Origin of the sequence: Bacillus cereus group sp. Sample62 (genome assembly GCF_036851315.1) — a bacterium.
Lineage (GTDB): Bacteria > Bacillota > Bacilli > Bacillales > Bacillaceae_G > Bacillus_A > Bacillus_A wiedmannii.
This window is the reverse complement of sequence record NZ_JAFLPK010000001.1, coordinates 1,885,639-1,905,248: the sequence shown is the minus strand read 5'-3', so window position 1 is coordinate 1,905,248 and position 19,610 is coordinate 1,885,639. Positions and strand designations below refer to the sequence as shown.

The window sequence follows — 19,610 nt, the reverse complement described above, 5'->3', positions numbered from 1 at the left end:
AAGAGAGAAATTAGTAATGTAATCTGTATGAATATAATAATGTATAGTTCATATTATTTTTTCTCAAGCGGTGTATACATTGTTTTCTTCCCATGATTATAAATGAAAGCGGCTTTTGCTTTTATTTTCGTCTTTTCTATTTCTATCTCTTCATTCGAGAAATTCACAATAATTTTAATATCTTTTCCATAAGAAGCAGATTGAACTAATTTATCATCTGACAAATATGCAAAGTTCGTCATTTCTTCTTTTACTGCCTTTTCATGAACTTCATTCCAAACTTTCAGATGCTGCGTAATTTCTTGTTTATGCTTATTCCACTCTACTTCATCTAAATGGTACAACGGAGGAACATTATACAATAATTCGTATAACATACGGTTTCCTACCTCATCTTTTACTTTCAAACTTCCCCATTCCCAGTGATGCGTTGTAATTACAGAATCGTTGTATACTAATTTATATAACGGTACCGAATATACTGGATTTAAATATACTTGTTTATATTCTTCTTTTAACGGTACTTGTTTTGCATATTTTTCTGGAACATTTTGATTCGGTGACCAATATCCCCCTACATAATACGGACTTGTTTTATTTTTCCTCATATCTTCATCGTCCCATTTAATAACCGGTGTTTCAATACCGTGAGCAAATGCAATCGTGCTACTTGCAAAGTCATTTCCGCCTTCTGAGCCAACTACCATACCTTTTTCTTGCGCAATATAGTCCATTCGTTGCAACCTTGCTTTTAAATCTTGTTCTTGTGTCGTTATATGTTTGGCCGAATAATCATCATAAATTTCACCTGTTGCATCACAATCAATAAACCATGAATTATATTTAGGTCCATTTTGTAATATATCGTTCATTCGCTCTTTTACACTAGGAAGAGATAAAGTTGGATTTAACTTTCGCCCTCTACCTAAAAATCCTTGCACTTTTTCTCCATTTTTCTTCGTCACAGTTGCCTCTTCATATAGCGATGGATCCTGAAAAGAAGCTGTATTCCAATTTTTATCTGCTTTTTCGTGAATAGAATGATAAGAATCATACGGACCAACTAAATATCCTATTTTCTTAGCTTCTGTCACGAAATCAGGCTGCATATACCCTTGTTCCCAATTCGGTAGCCCAATCCATGCATTGTCTATTCCTGCTGCTTTCATTTCCTTTATAATATCCGTTCCATCTGCGTTACCCCATTTACTTACTTCTTCAACCGCATCACCGAGCGCCGACTTTAATACATGCTTATTTAAGTTATATAACTCCATCTTCGATAAGTGATCTACCCCTTTGTTTAATAACTCACTAGCGTTCTGATCAACATTTTGGAAAATATCCTTTTTATACAATTCCTTCATTGATAATACTTCATTTATATAACGCAAAATAACATTTTTTTGGTACTTATCAATGAAATCTTGTTTACTTACTTGCTCAAACACACTCAGTTCTCCAGGCTCCGAACTATTCTTTTGAATAAGCCCTTTTATATGACTAAACACAGGACTATTTATTTGCTCTCTTATTTTAGGCCAATTTATGTTACTGTCAGACAAACCATTTTGATTCCAAAAATAAAAATGAGCCGCACCATAAAGTTTTTCAATCTCTTTATTTTTTCTAGCCTTTTCTTGTAATGTTTTAAATTCACCTTTTCCAGCAATATTATCCTTATACAGTTTAGCAATACTCACTGCATCATTATTTGTCACATATAATTGAAATCCATATGTTTTATTTTTATTTATGCTCGGGAATTCATGTATAAAATCAAATCCTATTTTCGGATCCGAATGAAATTTCAATTCATTATTAAACATATTGTTCGCAATATATACAATGGAATATTTCGAACCATTTAACGCAAAAAACTTCATAGAAAATGATTCAGCAAATGAATATGCATCATCCTTTAAAAACTTCTTCCAATTTTCATCATTACTCGGAATTTTCTTACCTTCCCATAACGGAAGTGTATAGTTTTCAGCTTGTGCTTTCGGCCACGTAAAGCTTTCTGCACCAGTCGATTCCACTTCAATATTTAAGTGATCTTTTTTCTTTTCTAGATTCACTTTTACTTTTTGATCTGGATATTCCCAAGATGTGCGATCCGTGTCTTTTTTTACATTCGACACCTTCATTTTCGGTAACGGCTGTGACGCCTGTTCCTTTACACCATCATGTTCTACAGTTAACATGAAAGTCTCTGGATTTACATCGTAAGTAAACTCTTTATACGTCGCTTTCTTAACTTTAGACTCTTGTACAGCCTTGTTACCTTTTACATCACACCCGACTAAAGTCGAAAATGACATCGTTGTAAGAAGACATATTGCTATCATTTTTTTCATCTTCTGCACCTCCACCACTGAATATACAGGGGCTTTGTTACAGGAATGTGGCAAAAAAATAGAACTAGCATAACACTAGCTCTATTTTGAGTATTATAAATAAGTGTGTATGGACAACTTTAACCTTCTTAAAATATATGTAGTACAATAACCGTGTTTTTTCATCCTCACTACTTATAAAAGCAAATAATTCATAACTTTAACGTGCATTTCTTAACTAAAAAAAGAAGTGTATATAATATAGCCTAAAACTAGCACTAAAATTACGAGCGCTGTACCTTTCCAATTCATACCACCTGTCATATCAACTGGACTACCTGATTCAGCTCTGTTTAATCCATCATGTAAAGAACCGGTAGGATTATTTTTCAATTCACTTTGCCTTATACGTTCTCTTTTTTCTTCTGGTGACTCTTTCCTCATACGATCGCCTCCAAATGAATACACGCTTTACTAAATTATACATTATTACTTTTCTTTTATATGCCCACTGAAAAGATATTTACAACAAAAAAAGCTAGCAATGCTAGCTTTTTTTTATCCCTATATGTTCTTCTTTATTTACAATAATGCCTCTATGATCGATTTCTAGCTCACACACTTTCATAGACGTAAATACTCTCGCTAATTGCTCAGCAATTTCTTGACGTTTATCATATGGCGTCAATATAAAAATGGATGGACCTGCACCACTAAGCGCTGTGCCGTATGCTCCAAACTCTTTTGCACATTTACGAATTGATGGTAATAGCGGTACGAGTTCTAAACGATACGGCTCGTGAAAATGATCTCTTTCCATCATTTCACCTACAACTTCCCACTTCTTTTGACAAAACGCAGCTACTAATACGTTGCTGATTGCACTAGCCTTAACTGCTTCATGAAACGGAAACACATCTGGTAATACAGATCGGCTTTCCTCTGTATTTAACTCTTCATTTGGAATAAGAGAAATTACACCTAATTCCTTACTTTCAATTCTTACAACCGAAACATTCTTTCCATCAAGTGCTCCGATTACAGTTCCTCCTAATATAGAAGCCGCAACATTATCTGGATGCCCTTCAAAATTTGTTGCAATTTGAACTTTTTGATCAGTCGTTAAGTTTAAGTTGCCAAGTTGATTCGCAAGCTCTATCCCTGCTACAATTGCTGATGCACTACTTCCTAGTCCTCTTGTAAGCGGGATATTACTAGTAACTTCTATTATATGAGGTGATAAAGAAGGACATACTTTACATGCCGTGCTAACGATTAAATTTTTATCATCTGTCGGAATTGATTCTTCAAAGGAATGGATTACTTGCCATCTATCAGCTTTTTCTTTTACCACTACATCTAAATATAATGATAAAGCTATTCCTACTGAATCAAATCCAGGTCCAACATTCGCTGTACTAGCAGGAACACGAATACTTAATGGTATCACGACATAATCACCCCTTTAATATGTTCTTTAATTTGTTCTATATTATTTGAAACACTTGCAATGTCTAATGTATTAGAAGAAATTGCGATATCAGGATCTTTCAAGCCGTTTCCAGTTAAAACTGCAACAACTGTCTCTCCTTTTTTGATTTTTCCAGATTGAACATGTTTAATTACACCTGCTAATGAAGCATTTGATCCCGGCTCAGCGAAAACCCCTTCCGTTTTTGCTAATAATCTATACGCATGTAAAATTTCTTCATCTGATACCATATCTATTTCACCGTGAGACTGTTCAGCAGCCTCTACTGCATATGACCAACTTGCGGGGTTACCGATACGAATCGCTGTTGCAATTGTTTCAGGTTCTTCAATGACATGTCCTTTTACAATTGCTGCCGCTCCTTCTGCTTCAAATCCGTGAATTCTTGGCTTCTTATAGCCTTTTTCTTTCTCATATTCACAGAAACCTTTCCAGTATGCTGTAATATTTCCGGCATTCCCAACAGGAATCGCTAAAACATCTGGTGCACTTTGCAACTGGTCACAAATTTCAAATGCTGCTGTCTTTTGCCCTTCAATTCGATAAGGATTCACTGAGTTTACTAATGTAATCGGCTCTTCCGCAGCAATATTTCTTACAGCCTTAAGTGCATCATCAAAATTTCCTTCTATTGAAATGATTTCAGCTCCATAGGCGACTGCTTGCGCTAATTTTCCATGTGCAATCTTTCCTTCAGGGATTACGATTATACATTTCATTCCAAGGCGTGCCGCGTATGCTGCGGCCGATGCCGAAGTATTACCTGTTGATGCACAAATAATTGCCTCCGAACCTTCTTCTTTCGCCTTCGCAACAGCCATTACCATACCACGATCTTTAAAAGAACCTGTCGGATTCGCTCCTTCATACTTACCGTATAACTGAATTCCTAATTGTTTTGATATATTTAATAACGGAATAAGCGGTGTGTTTCCTTCCATTAAGCTCACATCAGGTGTATTTTCATTCACCGGTAAATAAGAAGCATACTGTTTTAATAATCCTTTATACATATTGTTTTTCCTCCTCAATAATGTAATAACTGTTTATTTCACTTGCGACATTTTCTATCGCTCCTAGTACTCGTTCGAATTGATACTTTGAAGTTTGATGTGTCACAACAACGACTTCTGCAAGTTCACGATTTAAAGGTAATTGAATAACTTCTTTTAAACTTACGGAATAATTAACGAAACATTCTGTTATTTTTTGTAACATCCCAGGTTCATCTCGTAATGAAATACGTAAGAAATATTTCGAAACGACTTCTTCATCTCCTTGTAATTCATACGGTTCTGGTTCTTTTAACGCACTTTTATTTTTCGGAACTTGATTCATACTTTTAACGATTGAAATAATATCACTTACTACAGCAGAACCAGTCGGTAACTTCCCAGCTCCAGGGCCGTAAAACATTACTTCTCCTACCGCTTGACCGTGAACATATACTGCATTAAATTCATTATTTACATTCGATAATGGATGATGGCTTGGTAAAAGTGTCGGTTCTACACTTAAATGAATGGCTGATCCTTGTTTCTCTGCTTTCCCAATTAATTTCATAGTAAACCCTAACTTTTCAGCCATTTGTAGATCTTCTTTTTCGATCTTTCGAATCCCTCTTACTTGTACATCATCTAAAGAAACATTCATCGAAAAACCTAAGTTTGCAAGAATGGCTACCTTTCTCGCCGCATCTAGCCCATCTACATCCGCTGTTGGATCCGATTCTGCAAAACCTAATTTTTGGGCTTCTTGTAAAGCCTCTTCATACGACCATCCCTTTTGACTCATCTTTGTTAACATATAATTTGTTGTGCCATTTACAATTCCCATTATTTTTTCAATTTGATCTGAAGCTAATCCATCTGTTAATCCCCTTAACACCGGAATACCGCCCGCTACACTTGCTTCATAACATAGATCACAATCATTTTCGTTCGCCAGGTGGAGAAGTTCCGCACCGTATACAGCCATTAAATCTTTATTTGCTGTTACGACATGTTTTTTATTTCGTAAAGCCTTAACAATATGTTGCTTTGCTTCTTCAATTCCGCCCATTACCTCTACTACAATATCAATATTTGGATCATTTAGAACTTCATCGACATGACTTGTTACTACGATTCCATCAATGCAAACATCACGTTCTTTTTTCAAGTCACGTACAACGACTGTCTTTACCTTCACTTCATACCCTGTATCAAGTGCAATTTTTTTATAATGTTCTTTCAAAATATGGACAACACCACTACCGACCGTACCTAAGCCTAACACCCCAACATTAATAACGTTATTCATTTTCTAATCTCCTCCTACAATTTTATTTTTTATCTCTATCAATCACCTTGCTCTGTTTTTTAATCATGCAGGTGGTGGTTATTTCCGTACGTACAAATCGTTTCATGTTACTGCACCTCCTTTCAAAGTAATAAAAAAACACACCCATCCCTAGGAAAGGGACGAATGTGTTTTCGTGGTTCCACCCTTGTTCCAATCTAGACGTATTTCTCCCTAGATTGCTCAAGTTCAGATAACGGCTGATTCCGTCAATAATTACTAGATTACTCGTTCACTATTGAAGTTCAAAGGTGGTAAAATCATTTCTCGTGTTAGGAAGCTCACACCCTTGGCTTCCCTCTCTGTAAACCGTAAAAATGATTCCGTGTCCTTATCGTTACTTTTTCGCTCATGTTTATTTGTTAATTCATTATACTCGCATAAACAACAAAATCAATACTATTTTTTAATTATTTTTAATCTTCAATCTCTAATTCCATAAAAAAACACACTCATCCCTAGGAAAGGGACGAATGTGTTTTTTCGTGGTTCCACCCTTGTTCCAATCTAGACGTATTTCTCCCTAGATTGCTCAAGTTCAGATAACGGCTGATTCCGTCAATAATTACTAGATTACTCATTCACTATTGAAGTTCAAAGGTGGTAAAACCATTTCTCGTGTTAGGAAGCTCACACCCTTGACTTCCCTCTCTGTAAACCGTAAAAATGATTTCATGTCCTTATCGTTACTTTTCGTTCATGTCTATTTGTTAACTTATTATAGTTATCAACTTTTTAAAAAGCAAGCCTATTTTTACTAACTATTTTCAAGATACTATTTTATTATATTTCACAATAACATTATGCAACTGCCTCTCGATTTACCTATTTTATTATTTCTCCAGTTTGTAAATCAACAGTTCATATATAAATATCCCATTCCAAAACGATTAGAAATCCGCCTTTAAAAATATATTACTAAAGTTTTTCAATACAATCTTTTCGTATAACTTTCTTCTAAAGAACGTGCAACATCTTCTTCTGAAGCATTTACTTTCGCATGCTCCAGCAACATTTTTGCTGCTGAAGGTAACTCTTTTTTATGTAACCAAGATTCTGGATCCCACATCTTAGATCGGATAAAAGCTTTTGCACAATGAATATAACACTCTTCTATTTCAACGACAATTCCAAGTAACGGATTGCGTCCATTCGCCTGCATTTCTTGCAATATCTCTTCGTCGTTTGTAATATACGCTCGGCCGTTTATCCGGAGCGTCTCCCCAAGGCCTGGAATAAAAAAGAGTAACCCTACGTATGGATTTGAAATAATGTTCAAAATGGAATCTATACGACGGTTACCTGGTCTTTCTGGAATAATAATTTTATTATTATTTAATACGAATACAAATCCAGGTGCGTCTCCTCTCGGCGAAGCATCACACTCTCCTAATTTATTTGCAGTAGACAATACTAGAAAAGGAGATTTAGACAGAAAATCTACGCAATGGTGGTCTAATGATGAAATAACTTTCTTTAACGCTCGCTCACTTGGTTGCCCTAATATTTTCCGTAATTCTTCCTCTGTTGAAATAATCGATTTTATTTCTTTACTCTCTATCCCCACTATTAACCACTCCATTTTTCTTTATTTTCCCAAAATTCAATACAAATATTGTATAATATAATTGGCAGAAAGGGGAATTTAAATGACAGAGTGGCTAACAATATTTGATCCTGAAAGAAATACACTTGGGAAGAAATTGCGTGATGAAGTGCATCGTGACGGTGATTGGCACGAAACATTTCATTGTTGGTTTGTAGAAAAAGATGATGAAGATATGTTCTTATATTTCCAATTACGCTCTAAAAATAAAAAAGAAGCTCCGGGTATATGGGATATTACTTCAGCCGGACATATTATGCATGATGAAGATGTACAAATTGGTGGCCTTCGTGAAATTGAAGAAGAATTAGGGCTTTCTTTCCAAACGATTGATTTAGCATATAAAGGAATCTTTCAAATAGATTATGAAATTTCAAATCTTACAGATCGCGAGTTTTGTCATATGTATTTTCACAATGTCATCAATTCACTTCCATTCGCACCAGGTGAAGAAGTAGACGATGTGATGAAAATACATGCAACTTCTTTTCTACAACTATTAAAAAGAGAGATTTCATCTTTTACGGCTATTTCTGTTTTAAGCAATACACCGATAACAATAACATTTGAAGATATTTATCCGTATGATCTTGCATACTATGAATTTGTTGTAGAACAAGGAAAAGAATTACTAAAAAATAATAGTTTATGAATAAAATAGGACTCCCATTTTAAAGCACTTGGGAGTCCTATTCTTTATAGTGGATGATTGACAATACCCGACTGATTTAAATTCCAGTTTATTTTCTCTCTTTCGATGTTTGGAACATACTTGGCAGCGTTACAAAGCGTGCCCCTTTCTTTTTTAACTGCGGAATAATTTTGTCTAGCGCCTCTACTGATCCTTGCAAATGCCCACCTGGTGTTGAATGCTGAAGTATAACACTGCCAGGAAATGAATTCCCTAACACATTATTGGTAATCGTATCAGCGCTTACTCCTTTCCAATCAACCGTATCAACACTCCATTGTACAATCATAAAATTTTGCTCTGTTGCCCACTTCAATTGATTTTCAAGTATTTCACCGTATGGCGGACGAATAAATTTCGGTGCATAACCAGCTAAACGATTTAATATTTCTTCCGTTTTCATAATTTGATTACGGTACTCAACATCATTTACTTTCGCTAAATTTGGATGGCTATACGTATGATTGCCAATTACATGCCCTTCATTCGCAATACGTTTTACTACATTCGGATACTTTTCTGCGTTTTCACCAAGCAAGAAGAAAGTCGCCTTCACATTATATTGTTTTAACTTATCTAAAATTTTCGGCGTAAATTCTAAATCTGGTCCATCATCAAATGTAAGGGCTACTTCCGCTTTATTGTACGGTCCTGAAAATGCGTACGCATATTTTTCGACCCACGAAAATGGTGTCCACGATCCACGCTCATATGTTTTCATTTGTACTGTATAGTTTTGAGGGATATATGCGTATGGCAATGAGCTTATATAGTCTCCATAATAAAATGAGTGATATGGCATATAGGCGTACGAAACATCTCGTTCTAGTCTCCATTGATATGGGGCAAACATTTCTGACGAATAAAAATAACACATGATAAAAACCTCCCTAAAATTTCATATGTGATTCATCTGCACTTTGTTAGAGAAATTATTATTCATGAACAAAAATAAGACTGTCCATAATTAGGACAGTCTTACTGCTTTATACAATTAATAAATCGATGCACTATCTTTCGGCAAAGCTTTTACATGTTTTAAATAGCTTGTCACTCTGTCATCATCACCTTGCGGGTATTGATACCCATATGTGTTAGCAATTTCGTTCGCAACTTTTCTAAATAAATCGCCCATTACAAAAAATGACTCCCATATGTTTTCATATTCAGCATTCGAATAGGTCCGTTTAAATTGCTCCCACATATCTTTTTCAATGTATTGCTCGAAAAGCTTTCCAAACTTCCCTGCATTAACTGTAAAGTCTGTTCTCATACCAATATGCCATTCTAACATTACGATAAACATATCTCGCACCGGGCCATCAAGTATTCCTTTCGCATAAGAAAGTTCTTCTCTCCATAGTCCTTTTGCCACATTCGTACTACACCACCAAATTTCATTACAGCAATCTAAAAACTCTTTTTCTGTAGGCTTTTTTATTAAGTAGTCCCTATCGCTTGCTGGTGGAAATTCGTCAATACAATTATCTTTATCAAGAAGCAGTTTACTTAAACTATCTTGCCCAACGAATGTATGTATCAAATCAACGGGAACTAACGTTAAATCAATTCGGTTCCCATCCATAAACTGCATTAAATACGGAAATTTCCCGTCTTCATCTGCTGGAACTAATGACATTTCTTCCGGCATTTGTACAATCATTATTTCTCCAAATCTATGAATCCAATTATGATTAGACGTAAAAGATTGTATATCATTTACAACATACATAATATCATAGTCTTGAAAACAATCTTTTTTCACATGTGGATTTACACGTGATCCATTCATAATGACAGCTCGAATTCTTTCATCCTCTTTTGCTGTATTCATAATTAAGTTTAGCATGTCTTTTTCAGTTCTCATCTATTCCTAACCTCCAATTTTTATATAAGCTTATATTTTTATACGTGTTGGAGGTCCACGAGCTAGCTGTGTTGTACACGATACATGTTATAATTTTTGAAACATCTTTTTCATTTTCTATCCTCCTATTTTTTTATATCTATTCTTCTAAATCGTTCACATACAAGCAATATATCATCAGAAAAATCATGACCCACTTCATTCAATTTACTTCTGAAATATCTTTCATGGATCTCCTTCCAACTTTTATAGCTTTCATCCCCTTCAGCAATTGCAAATTCTTCTGTAATTTCATTCATAGGTACTATTGTTACTTCAATCGTTTTTACAATTGCTACCGGATTTTCATCGTGATCCAAAATAACAGAGTAGTCCTCTGTAGTTGGTAACGGTACATTCTTTAATTCATAGAAGAGATATGCAGAACAAGTTGCGGTTTTCGTTCCGTCAACTACTTGCTTAGCAAGACGATTTGGGGTATCACCAAATTTCCACGCACTCACCGATTTTGGTATCTCAGCATCTTTCCAATACTCCGTCCAGTATTGTTGCGCTGCTTCATTCATTATCTCTCACTCCCCTAAACTCTACTATAAGTGTAATAGACTTTCGAACCGTATCACTCTTTTACGACTGCCATTACAAACCCATCGTACCCTTTACTTCCGACAGTTTGAAGCGCAGTAGCACTTACACGTGGCTCTGCAGCTATTAATTCATAGAAGCGACGTATCCCTTGTATGCGAGGATCGTTACTCGTATTGTCAATAACTTCTCCTTCACGTACTACGTTATCCCCAATAATTACAGTACCAGGACGTGATAGTTTCAGTGCCCCTTCAAAATAAGCAGGGTTATTTTGTTTATCAGCATCTATGAAAATAAAATCAAATGGTTCATACTTCTCATTTTCTATTTGTTTTAAAGAATCTAACGCTAATCCTAATCGTATTTCAACTCTATCTTTCAAATTAGCGCGCTCAATATTGATACGTGCAATTTCAGCATGCTTTTCACTTGCCTCCAATGTAACAACTCTGCCTCCCAATGGCAATCCCCTTGCAAGCCATATCGTGCTATATCCGCCTAGAGTACCAATTTCCAAAATGTTTCGAGCTCCTTGTATTTGTACTAATAGTTGCAAAAACTTCCCTTGCGTTGGCGATACATCATGTGCTGGTAAATTAGCTGCAGCGTTTGCTTGAAGTACTTCTTCTAATGTAGAATCTTTTGGTATTAATACATCACTCACATATTGATCAACAGCCATCCATTTCTCAATCGTACTCATGTAAATACCATCCCTTTCAATACTTTTCTACTATTCACATATTATTATACAGAAAGTTCTGTCTCGTAAACAAAAATAAAGAAGGGACATCTACTCCATTACAGAATAAATATCCCTTCTTTTATTTATAAATTTATCCCTTACGGATTAGTAGACCAAAGTCCTGCTGATTTAATAAATGTACGTTTATTTAATTTCAGCTGCGCTACGATAAACTCTGCAATATCTTCTGCTTGCATTACTTTATCTGGGTTTCCGTCAGTTAATCCTAAATCTACAGCCATATCCGTTGCTACTGTACTTGGAGTTAAAGCTGTTACACGAATGTTATGTTTGCGAACTTCCATCGCTAACGATTCTGTTAAGCCAAGAACACCAAATTTAGAAGCACTGTATGCACTTGTCACAGGTGCACCTTTTTGTCCTGCTGTAGATGAAATGTTAATAATATCACCAGATTGTTGTTCAATCATACTTGGTAAAGCTGCACGAGTTGCATAATATACACCCATTAAGTTTACTTGAATGATTTTTTCCCAATCAGCAACGTCTAATTCTAAAAACTTACCGAACTTAGAAATACCAGCGTTATTAATTAAAATATCGATAGATCCTAAACCGTTTTTTAACGTCTCAATCGCAGTAGTCACTTCTTCGTATGAAGATACATCAGCAGTCGCAATAACAGCTTTTACGCCTTCTGCTTCCACTTCTTTCGCTACAGCTTTTAAGTTTTCTTCTGAACGAGCTAAAAGACCTACATTTACGCCCTCTTTCGCTAACGCGATCGCTACAGCGCGACCAATTCCTCTACCTGCTCCTGTAATTAAAGCATTTTTGCCTTGTAATAATTCTGCCAAGTATAACACTCCTTAATCATCTCAGTTATGTATTATATTAAAATTGTATCTATGTTTATGTAAAAAGGCAATGATGCACTTTCATGTGCGTAGGTTACTTATAGGTAACTATGGAAAGTTTTTATTTATCCCGCATTAACGGGCAGTAAGACCCCCACCTCAAAATTCAGTGGAAGCAAAGAAGTTAGGTGGGGGATGAACAAAACCCCCACTGATTAAAGTTTCACTTTATAAGTCTCATGTTTTTGCCATAATTCAAGTAAAATAAAAATAAATCCCGCATAGGAGAGTGTATGTGTATGAAAAGAAAAAAATGGTTCTTATCACTAACTGCAGTCGGACTATGTATCATATTTTTGGCTATGTACTTTATATTTGGTAATCCACTACATTATAAAGTAATAGAAAAAGATACTAGCGACTATCTCTATACTATAAAAGGCTATAAGCAAAAAGAAATACAAAGCATAACCGGAAAATATACTCCCATTTATAATATCGGCTATTATGCAGAGGTCGTATATAAAGACGAACCTTATTTTACATACTCTTATATATACGATAATAATAAGAAAATAATATAAGACAACGGCATTTTAGGAAGACATACTGAGTCATTTGAAAGTCTTAATTTAAACTGGTCATTGTTTGACGAGTTAGTAGACGGTATTCATACAAACTTGCAAAAAAGAGGTTTAAGTGAAAAGAAAGATTATTCTATACGCTACGTTCAATTCATTGATATCGATAATGATAAAAACGGTGCAGAAGCATATGTTGACTTTAAGAAAGATAAAAAATCACATTATTCATACCGTATGAATAACGAAGGAAAAGCTTATCAATATAGTTGCAGTAACGGGGAATGTATTTTTAAAGAAAAATAGTGTTAGAAGATTTTCCTCCTAACACTACTTTTCTTCATATTTAGGAATACAAACAATAAATTCTGTTCCATTCCCCTCTTCACTCTCGACTTTTATTTTTCCTTGATGAAGGTCGAGTACCTTTTTTACGATAGCTAAACCTAATCCACTTCCTCCATAAGTACGATTTCGTGAAGAGTCCGCTTTATAAAAACGCTCAAAAATATGTTGTTTCTGTTCTTCAGATATACCAATTCCAGTGTCACGAATACGTATTTCTACGAATTTCTCATATTCTTGTAACTGAATTGTAATTGTGCCACGACTTGGCGTAAATTTAATACTATTATGAATTAAATTAATCCACACTTGACTCATACTTTCTTGATCCGCAGTTATATGCACTTTTTCTAAATCAAGGTCTAATTCAATTTCTTTTTCAGCCCAGAGCGGTTCACTATTTAACACAGTTTGCTTTAACTGTTGATCTAATCGATAAGTCACTCTTTCTGGTGTATACTCTTCCGACTCTAAAAGAGTTAGTTTCAGTAAATTTTGGCTTAGTTTAGATAATCTCGTCGTTTCCGTTTCAATAATAGTAAGATAATGCTTTCGTTTTTCCTCGGAAAGATTGTTATCTTGTAGTGCTCTAGCAAATCCTTTTATAGAAGTTAAAGGTGACTGTATTTCATGAGAAACATTCGATACAAATTCCTGGCGCATTTTCTCCATCGCATTCAGTTCATCTGTCATATCATTTATACTTTTTACGAGTACACCAATTTCTCCATCATACTTTTCTTCATTTCGTATTTTTACGGAGAAGTCTCCTTTTGCAATTTTTTGTATCGGTTCAATAATAGTCCAAATCATTGCCTCTCGTTTTGGTCTCATTAATATCCCAATCAATGTCCAGATAAGAACAATAAATATAAAACCGACCATATCACTAATTAGAAAGGCAACAAACGACGATACGTTTACTTCAAAAGCATTCAATATACTAGTTGCTACATAAAATGCGATAGACCAAATTATAGTGAGAAAAGAAAAAAGCGCTAATACCGCTCCCGTTACTTTCAACATCTTCAACTTACTCATTCGTTTTCTTTTCCTCATTTACTTACCTCTAAGCGATACCCTAATCCTCTTATCGTTTTAATACTAAACTTCGACTTCTCTTCTTGAAACTTCTCACGTAGTCGATTAATATGAACGTCTAGTGTACGTTCATTCCCTTCAAAATCATATCCCCATACATCTTCAATTAACTGCTCTCTCGAACAAGTTCTTCCTGCTTTAGAACCTAAAGTAAAGAGCAATTCAAATTCTTTTAGCGGTAATGTGACTGTTTGTTCTCCAGCTGTAACTTCAAATGTTTTACGATTTAACAGTACATTCCCAATTTGAATCGATTGCGACACTGTAATTTGGTAACGTTTCAATAACGCCTTAACTCTCACTACTAGTTCTATAGGATCAAATGGTTTTACAAGATAATCATCCGTGCCAAGGTGAAATCCTTTTACTTTTTGAGACGTTTCCCCTTTAGCAGTTAGCATCAAAATCGGAATATCATAGTACTTCCTTAATTCAAAACATACATCAAATCCATCCATATTTGGCATCATGATATCAAGAACAACCATATCAACTTTTACTTCATCTATTTTCTGAAGTGCATCTAGTCCATCAATTGCCTCATATGTTTGAAAACCTTCTCGTTCTAAAAATACAGAAACAAGTTCTCTAATATGCGGATCGTCGTCCACTATTAAAATGTTAAGTATCAAAGAAACCAATTCCTTTCTAATTCGCATCCTTTATAAAACTTTTAAAAATGAATCATTAGTGGAGTAAAAACCCCACTGATGATTCATTTTATAATGCGCCCTCTTTAATTTTCAATTGTTGCGTTGCAAATTCACGATACATATCATGTGTCTGTAATAATTCATCATGTGTACCGCTTCCTGTAAGATTCCCTTTTTCTATAAAGATAATTTTATCTGCATCTACAACAGTAGAAAGCCTATGTGCAATAACTAACGTTGTTCTGCCTTTCATTAAGTTATTTAATGCTTTTTGAACGACAGACTCTGATTTACTATCTAAACTTGAAGTTGCTTCATCTAACATAAGAATTTGTGGATTTCGAAGTAACGCTCGAGCAATCGCAATTCGTTGTCTTTGCCCTCCTGAAAGCTTCACACCACGTTCTCCAACTTCTGTTGCGTATCCGTTTGGCAAATCATGAATAAATGCATCAACATATGCCATCGCTGCTACTTTTTCAATTTCTTCATCTGTCACTTCACCCTCAACACCGTAGCAAATATTATCGCGAATTGTCCCATCAATTAACGGACTATCTTGTGAAACGTAACCAATTTGACGTCGCCATGATTGCAATGAATAACTCGTAATTGAGTCTTTTCCTAATTTAATGGCACCGCTAGTTGGCTCGTAAAAACGTTCTAATAGTGAGAATAACGTCGTTTTCCCGCTACCACTTGGTCCTACAATTGCTGTTACTTTTCCTGATTCAATTGTGAAATCAATATTCTTTAAAACTTTCTCTTCTTCGTTATACTCGAAATGTACATTTTCAAGAACGATTGGTTGCTTAGCATTTGTGACTTTCACACCAGTTTCATGATCTTCTACTTCATATTCTAAAATTGTATTAATTCTTTCCGTTGCACCAATTGCCTTTTGGAATTGTGTAAAGAACATAGATAATTGACTCATCGGCATTATAATTTGAACTAAATATAAAATAAATGCTACTAGTTCTCCTGTTGTTAATGCACCGCTAGAAACTCGCATTCCACCATACCCTACGATAATAACAAGTAATGCCATTAAAACAAACGACATAACTGGTGAAATTAACGCTTGCACTTTTCCCTCTTTCAAGCCAAATTGTAATAGCTTTTCAATACCTTTATTTCCAGTTTCATATTCCTTTTTTTCTGTGTTCGAAGATTTCACTAAACGAATTTCTGATAATACTTGTGTTAATACACTAGTAAAAGAAGCCGTTTCATCTTGAAGTGCTTTTGAAATCTTATACATTTTTCGTCCAAGTGGAACTAAGATGAGTACTGATAACGGAATAACCGTTAAAAGTAAAAGTGTCATTTTCCAATCTAAAACAAATAATACAATTAATGATCCAACAATTGAAATACCGCCTGTTAATAAATTTGACAAATGCTCAGAAATTAATGTTTTCACAACTCCTGTATCATTTGTCATACGGCTAATTGTATCGCCTGTTCTATTTTGATCATAATAAGTTACCGGTAAAATAAGCACCTTTTTCCACAAACGTTCTCTCAGTCCAGCTACAATCTTCTGTCCTATATAATTTAGTAAATATATAGACAATCCCGCGGCTATAGTTTGCATAATAAAGAATGCAATTAGCCCAACAATTTGTCCTGTACTAATTGACGAAATTGAAAAATTATCTACTAAGCCCTTCGTTAACATCGGTATAAATAAACTTGCTCCAGTAGAAAGTAAACTCATTAATAACGCAAAAGCAAGAATCCCCTTTGGAGGATTTGTATCTTGAATAAGGCGTAAAAACTGCCTCCAGCTTCCTTTTTTCTCCATCTCATTTCTAACTTCCATTTTTGTTCATCTCCTCTTGTTCAACCAAACTGTTCTTTCTAAAAATAGAATACAATACAAATGTAAACTGAATGTAAACACACTTTTTCTGTTTTTACAAAATATACATACAAACACATCTTTACAACAGATATAAATATCTGATATTATTACCTGGTACTTAATATTACTCTATGTGAATTATAGATAACTAATTTACAATACTGTATAAATCTCCCGTTATTGAAAGGAGTATCCTTTTTGCAAACAAATATACATTCCGAAAAGGAAACAATCATTTTTATTCATGGCTTAGTCGGCAATCGTCGTGCCTTCAAAAAAGAGCATAAACGATTTTCAGCCACCTATAACATTATAACTTACGACTTATTAGGTCATGGCGATGATAAAGGTGCAGATATCGAATTTTCATTACAGCGCCTCGTAGATCAATTATTGAATTTATATGAAAAAGAAGGCATTCAAAAAGCTCATATTTGCGCTCTAAGTTACGGCTGTTATATCTCTACAATTTTTGCACAAATGCATCCAGAAAAAGTATTGAGCATTTGTCACATTGGTGGACATTATAATAATCCATCCCTTTTATATAACGTATTTCAAAAGTTCTGGGAGAAGCGAGGAGACGATTACTCTAAATGGCTCTCTCAATACGCAAATACCATTTTCCCAAGTGGCATGCTAAAGGCAAATCCGTTCGCAGTCATTTCAAGAAATATTTATTACCGTTTCGGATTGCAATTACATTCATCAATTATTGCCCAATCATTACGGCATCGTTTAGAATTCGATTTAAAATCTAAATTAAAATCACTTCCCCACCCTATTCTATGGGTAATGGGTGAACATGATCATCTCTATAAATCTTGTCTTTTTGATTTGAAATCCATTCTTCCTAACGTTTTATATAAAGAAATACCGCTTGCAGGACATGCAGCAAACTTATTTCGCCCGAACTACTTCCATGACCTATACGCTCGATTTTTAAATGGGAAGTTACAGTAAAAACTACTACATTCCCAATTTATTCAACTATAAAAAGGCTTCCCAAGTTTCCCTGGAAAGCCTTTTCTCTATACGAAAAGTATATAAACTACTTTTTCTTAGTATGCTTTTGTGTAACCTAACATGTGCTTGCTCCAGTAAGAGTTACTTACAGAACTAATACGTACACCAGTTGCATCAGTTTCTGCACTAATGAACTGACCGTTTCCTAAGTAAACGCCCATGTGAGAAGGACCTGATTTATAAGTATTTTGGAAGTATACTAAATCACCTGGTTGTGGATTGCTAGTTTTTGTTTTAGAGCTCCAGTATCCAGCAACTGTTTGACGAGCGCCTTTATTACCAGTTTGATTTAATACGTAGTGAATGAATCCACTGCAGTCAAAACCAGCAGGTGTTGTACCAGCAGTTCTGTATGGTGAACCATTTAAAGATCTAGCGAATCCAGCGATTGAAGATGTATCTCCACCTGTTGTTGGTTTTTGTACGTCTTTACCTGGTTGTTGAACGTTATTGTTATTGTTATTTGTAACGTTGTTTACTCCGCCTTTTACAAACTTAACGAAGTCTGCACTTACGTAACCTGTACGGCCGTTATGGTTAATTTTGTACCAACCATTTTCAGCGCCAGTAACGTTTAATACTTTACCGTTTGTTACGCCACCGATTACAGCGTTGTATGTAGCTGGGCCTGTACGTACTTTTAAAGCACCAGTGTTAACAACATAAGAACCACCAGTTTGAACTGTAGTAGTATTGTTGTTTGTAGTTGGTTGTTTTGTTTCGTTAGATACAGCAGAACCACCTTTTGTTACGAAGTCTTTGCTTACGTATCCAGTTCCACCATTGAAGTTGATTTTAAACCAATCTTGTACTTCTCCAACAACTTGTACTGTTTTACCTTTATTTACAGAGCCTAATACTGTATGAGATGTACTTGGGCCTGTACGTACGTTTAGTGAAGAAACGTTTACTGTGTAAGTACCAGTTCCTTGTTGAACAGTAGTTCCTGTTTTACCACCAGTCGTTACGAAGTCACCACTTACATAACCAGTTTGACCGTTTACAGTTACTTTGAACCAACCGTTTTCTTGTCCAATTACTTGTAGTACTTGACCTGATTTCACTTTAGAAATAACGTTATGTCCTGTACCAGCACCTGAACGTACATTTAATACATCAGCTGTTACCGTGTATTTTAATTCAGAAGTTGTTTCTACCTTTTTTGTTTCAGTTACAGTCGTTTGAGTTTGAGTTTGTCCATTAATTTCTTTTAGCGCCTCATTTGAAACTTGAGCCTGAGCAGAATCCATACCTGGAACTGCAACACCCACTACAGAAGCTGCTGCTAAACCTGCAATTACTTTTTTCATAAGTTGTCTTTACTTCCTTTCCCTACTATCCTCTTTAAAAAACTTATAAACTTAATACTTTACAATATTATTAAAGTAAAATATTCATTAAGTTCCATTTTTTAACAAGAGTTTTATTTTTCACACAGAGTTCATTTTAAATGAATGAAGTGAATTCCGTGTGAACTTCATGTGAACTTTACCATTAAACTTATTGTTTTTGCAATGCTTTTTTCAATTCTCTTATGTATTTCATTGA

Annotated in this window: 17 protein-coding genes, 1 pseudogene and 2 other annotated features; of the genes and pseudogenes, 3 read left to right on the top strand and 15 right to left on the bottom strand. The window is 35.0% G+C overall.

Annotated features, from left to right (window positions below):
- Positions 1 to 53 precede the first annotated feature (53 nt).
- The 6 genes from J0835_RS09645 to J0835_RS09620 form a co-directional block, all read right to left on the bottom strand.
- Positions 54 to 2,360, bottom strand: a complete 2,307-nt coding sequence (locus tag J0835_RS09645) for a glycoside hydrolase (RefSeq protein ID WP_333728120.1) — start codon at positions 2,358 to 2,360, stop codon at positions 54 to 56.
- 213 nt (positions 2,361 to 2,573) lie between these two features.
- Positions 2,574 to 2,783 carry a DUF6366 family protein gene (locus tag J0835_RS09640; RefSeq protein ID WP_087980255.1) on the bottom strand — a complete coding sequence of 70 codons (210 nt, stop codon included), beginning with the start codon at positions 2,781 to 2,783 and terminating at the stop codon, positions 2,574 to 2,576.
- 103 nt (positions 2,784 to 2,886) lie between these two features.
- Positions 2,887 to 3,789, bottom strand: a complete 903-nt coding sequence (gene thrB / locus J0835_RS09635; RefSeq protein ID WP_087980254.1) for a homoserine kinase — start codon at positions 3,787 to 3,789, stop codon at positions 2,887 to 2,889.
- Positions 3,786 to 4,844 carry a threonine synthase gene (gene thrC, locus J0835_RS09630; RefSeq protein WP_000276442.1) on the bottom strand — a complete coding sequence of 353 codons (1,059 nt, stop codon included), beginning with the start codon at positions 4,842 to 4,844 and terminating at the stop codon, positions 3,786 to 3,788. The genes thrB and thrC overlap by 4 nt, the downstream gene beginning before the upstream one ends.
- Positions 4,837 to 6,132 (bottom strand): homoserine dehydrogenase, encoded by a 1,296-nt coding sequence (locus J0835_RS09625; protein ID WP_087980253.1) that lies wholly within the window; start codon positions 6,130 to 6,132, stop codon positions 4,837 to 4,839. Before J0835_RS09625 ends, thrC begins: the two co-directional genes overlap by 8 nt.
- A 154-nt stretch (positions 6,133 to 6,286) precedes the next feature.
- Positions 6,287 to 6,518: a binding site (T-box leader), on the bottom strand.
- A 115-nt stretch (positions 6,519 to 6,633) separates the two neighbouring features.
- Positions 6,634 to 6,867 (bottom strand) — a binding site (T-box leader).
- Positions 6,868 to 7,099: 232 nt separating this feature from the next.
- Positions 7,100 to 7,738: a pyridoxamine 5'-phosphate oxidase family protein gene (locus J0835_RS09620; protein WP_087980251.1), complete on the bottom strand. Its 639-nt coding sequence runs from the start codon at positions 7,736 to 7,738 to the stop codon at positions 7,100 to 7,102.
- A gap of 82 nt (positions 7,739 to 7,820) precedes the next feature.
- Between J0835_RS09620 and J0835_RS09615 the strand changes: the two genes are divergently transcribed.
- Positions 7,821 to 8,429: an NUDIX hydrolase gene (locus J0835_RS09615; protein WP_087980250.1), complete on the top strand. Its 609-nt coding sequence runs from the start codon at positions 7,821 to 7,823 to the stop codon at positions 8,427 to 8,429.
- Positions 8,430 to 8,517: 88 nt separating this feature from the next.
- Here J0835_RS09615 and J0835_RS09610 read toward each other — a convergent pair whose 3' ends face one another.
- The 5 genes from J0835_RS09610 to J0835_RS09590 form a co-directional block, all read right to left on the bottom strand.
- Complete coding sequence (locus J0835_RS09610; protein ID WP_087980249.1) at positions 8,518 to 9,345, bottom strand: peptidoglycan-N-acetylglucosamine deacetylase; 828 nt, start codon at positions 9,343 to 9,345, stop codon at positions 8,518 to 8,520.
- A 117-nt stretch (positions 9,346 to 9,462) separates the two neighbouring features.
- Entirely contained in the window at positions 9,463 to 10,335 is an 873-nt protein-coding gene (locus tag J0835_RS09605; RefSeq protein WP_087980248.1) for an aminoglycoside 6-adenylyltransferase, read from the bottom strand.
- Between the two features lie 125 nt (positions 10,336 to 10,460).
- Positions 10,461 to 10,901, bottom strand: a complete 441-nt coding sequence (locus J0835_RS09600) for an ASCH domain-containing protein (RefSeq protein WP_087980247.1) — start codon at positions 10,899 to 10,901, stop codon at positions 10,461 to 10,463.
- Positions 10,902 to 10,954: 53 nt separating this feature from the next.
- The gene (locus tag J0835_RS09595) at positions 10,955 to 11,626 is read right to left on the bottom strand and encodes an O-methyltransferase (RefSeq protein ID WP_087980246.1); all 672 of its coding nucleotides are present in this window, start codon (positions 11,624 to 11,626) and stop codon (positions 10,955 to 10,957) included.
- 140 nt (positions 11,627 to 11,766) lie between these two features.
- Positions 11,767 to 12,486: a 3-ketoacyl-ACP reductase gene (locus J0835_RS09590; protein ID WP_000818985.1), complete on the bottom strand. Its 720-nt coding sequence runs from the start codon at positions 12,484 to 12,486 to the stop codon at positions 11,767 to 11,769.
- A 299-nt stretch (positions 12,487 to 12,785) separates the two neighbouring features.
- Between J0835_RS09590 and J0835_RS09585 the strand changes: the two are divergent.
- Positions 12,786 to 13,373 (top strand): annotated as a pseudogene (locus J0835_RS09585) (DUF3139 domain-containing protein).
- A gap of 24 nt (positions 13,374 to 13,397) precedes the next feature.
- Here J0835_RS09585 and hitS read toward each other — a convergent pair.
- The 3 genes from hitS to J0835_RS09570 form a co-directional block, all read right to left on the bottom strand.
- Positions 13,398 to 14,471 (bottom strand): envelope stress sensor histidine kinase HitS, encoded by a 1,074-nt coding sequence (gene hitS, locus J0835_RS09580; protein ID WP_140386737.1) that lies wholly within the window; start codon positions 14,469 to 14,471, stop codon positions 13,398 to 13,400.
- Positions 14,468 to 15,145 (bottom strand): response regulator transcription factor, encoded by a 678-nt coding sequence (gene hitR / locus J0835_RS09575; RefSeq protein ID WP_217894813.1) that lies wholly within the window; start codon positions 15,143 to 15,145, stop codon positions 14,468 to 14,470. Before hitR ends, hitS begins: the two co-directional genes overlap by 4 nt.
- A gap of 88 nt (positions 15,146 to 15,233) precedes the next feature.
- The gene (locus J0835_RS09570; RefSeq protein ID WP_144536308.1) at positions 15,234 to 16,994 is read right to left on the bottom strand and encodes an ABC transporter ATP-binding protein; all 1,761 of its coding nucleotides are present in this window, start codon (positions 16,992 to 16,994) and stop codon (positions 15,234 to 15,236) included.
- A 240-nt stretch (positions 16,995 to 17,234) separates the two neighbouring features.
- On the opposite strand from J0835_RS09570, the gene J0835_RS09565 reads away from it, so the two are divergent.
- Positions 17,235 to 17,999 (top strand): alpha/beta fold hydrolase, encoded by a 765-nt coding sequence (locus tag J0835_RS09565; protein ID WP_087980244.1) that lies wholly within the window; start codon positions 17,235 to 17,237, stop codon positions 17,997 to 17,999.
- 98 nt (positions 18,000 to 18,097) lie between these two features.
- Here the strand turns inward: J0835_RS09565 and entFM are convergent, their stop codons facing one another.
- Positions 18,098 to 19,372 carry an enterotoxin EntFM gene (gene entFM / locus J0835_RS09560; RefSeq protein WP_087980243.1) on the bottom strand — a complete coding sequence of 425 codons (1,275 nt, stop codon included), beginning with the start codon at positions 19,370 to 19,372 and terminating at the stop codon, positions 18,098 to 18,100.
- Positions 19,373 to 19,610 lie beyond the last annotated feature (238 nt).